Source organism: Clostridium sp. (assembly GCF_050717635.1).
GTDB lineage: Bacteria > Bacillota > Clostridia > Clostridiales > Clostridiaceae > Clostridium_AD.
Window position 1 is genome coordinate 1 of record NZ_JBOITO010000028.1, and the last position, 1,904, is coordinate 1,904.

Annotated in this window: 1 protein-coding gene; it reads left to right on the forward strand. The window is 38.6% G+C overall.

What is annotated here, in order from left to right; all coding sequences use genetic code 11:
- Positions 1-407 precede the first annotated feature (407 nt).
- Positions 408-1,817: a group II intron reverse transcriptase/maturase gene (gene ltrA, locus ACREWB_RS12430; protein ID WP_431547760.1), complete on the forward strand. Its 1,410-nt coding sequence runs from the start codon at positions 408-410 to the stop codon at positions 1,815-1,817.
- Positions 1,818-1,904: the final 87 nt, after the last annotated feature.

The window sequence follows — 1,904 nt, forward strand, 5'->3', positions numbered from 1 at the left end:
TTTGTGCGCCCGGCATGGGCGCAATCTAACGGGTGTAAGTCCCGAGTGCGGGTTGATAGTGCCAAGCACATAGCCGACACCAAGGGTGTCCTTAGCGATGAGGAATCTGAAGGAAGGTCTAGGCAAATCTCTGGTCTGACGAACAGAAACTACATATAAGGCATGGGAATGTTGGGTAAGGTTGCAAAACAAATCGAAGCCCAAAACTATTCAAAACAGACTATGTAAATGTAGCAGATGGATGGAGAGAAAGATTGCGTTCTTACCCGGGGAGAGCTCATGGACATGCTAAGATGTAATTTGATGCGTGGTTGAAACAAGATTTATCATGAGCAGTCAGCAGATGCCATAGTACCAAAGCAGTTAAATGATTTGGGAAGGGCTAACTATAGGAGGTTTTGGAAATTTTGAAGAACTCAAAGAAATATGTTAAAATCAGAAAACTTCATAATGAAGACTATCTATGTGATGTAGGATTGGAAATCCAAGACAACATAGAAGTGAAGAGTATTTCTTCGGCGTCAAGAAACGGAAGAGACGACAAGAACCGAGAAACTAGTAACCTAATGGAGAAAATTCTTCACCGTGACAATTTGAACCAAGCATATAAAAAGGTGAAGAAAAATAAAGGAAGTAGTGGCGTAGACGGAATGACAGTGGATGAACTACTAGAATATCTAAAACGTAACAACAACCAACTTCAAAAGGATTTAATAGAAGAAAGTTATACCCCAATGCCAGTCCGTAGGGTGGAAATAGATAAACCCGACGGTGGGAAAAGACTCCTAGGAATACCTACGGTAGTAGATAGGGTAGTACAACAGGCGATAGCTCAAGTGTTAACACCAATCTACGAGGAAAAGTTTTCAGAAACAAGTTTTGGATTCCGACCAGGAAGAAGTCAACACCATGCGATTGAAAAATGTAAGGAACACATCAACGACGGTTATAAATGGGTCGTTGATATTGACATATCTAAGTATTTTGATACTGTAAATCATGATAAACTCATGTCCATCCTAGCCAAGGATATAGATGATAAAAAAGTATTAAGATTAATAAGGAAATATTTACAATCAGGTGTAATGATAAACGGAGTGGTTGCAGAGACAGACATTGGATGCCCGCAGGGTGGACCAGCTAGTCCGCTTCTTAGTAACATTTATCTAAATGAATTGGATAAAGAACTAGAAAGACGGGGACTAAGATTTTGTCGTTTTGCGGACGACTGTAATATTTATGTGAAGAGCGAACGTTCTGCGGAAAGAGTAATGAAGTCAGTTACAAAATTTCTGGAAGATAAACTGAAACTGAAAATAAATCTAAATAAAAGTAAGGTAGCCAGACCATGGAAACTGAAATATCTAAGTTTTTCATTTTATGGAGGTAAAGACGGGATTCAAGTACGAGTACACCCAAAAGCCATAGGAAAACTTAAGAAAGACATCAAAGAGATAACATCAAGAAGCAATGGGAAAAGCCTAAAATGGAGATTCCAAAAACTGAAAGATAAACTTCGAGGATGGGTGAATTATTTCAGAATAGCTAACATGAAAACAATAGCAAAAGAGCTAGACCAATGGTTAAGGAGAAGGATACGACTCTGTATATGGAAACAATGGAAAAGGGTAAGAACGAGATTCAAGGAACTTAAAAAGAGAGGACTATCCAAACAAAAGGCTTGGGAGTATGCAAATACACGAAGAAGCTATTGGAGAATATCAAATAGCCCAATTATGCATATTGCATATAAAGATAAAGACCTAGAAAATCTAGGTCTAATCAGTATAACGAAATATTATCTTAGAACTTGTTAGTTCTTATGGAACCGCCGTGTACCGAACGGTATGCATGGTGGTGTGAGAGGTCGGCTAATCAAATAATGATTAGCCTCCTACTCGATT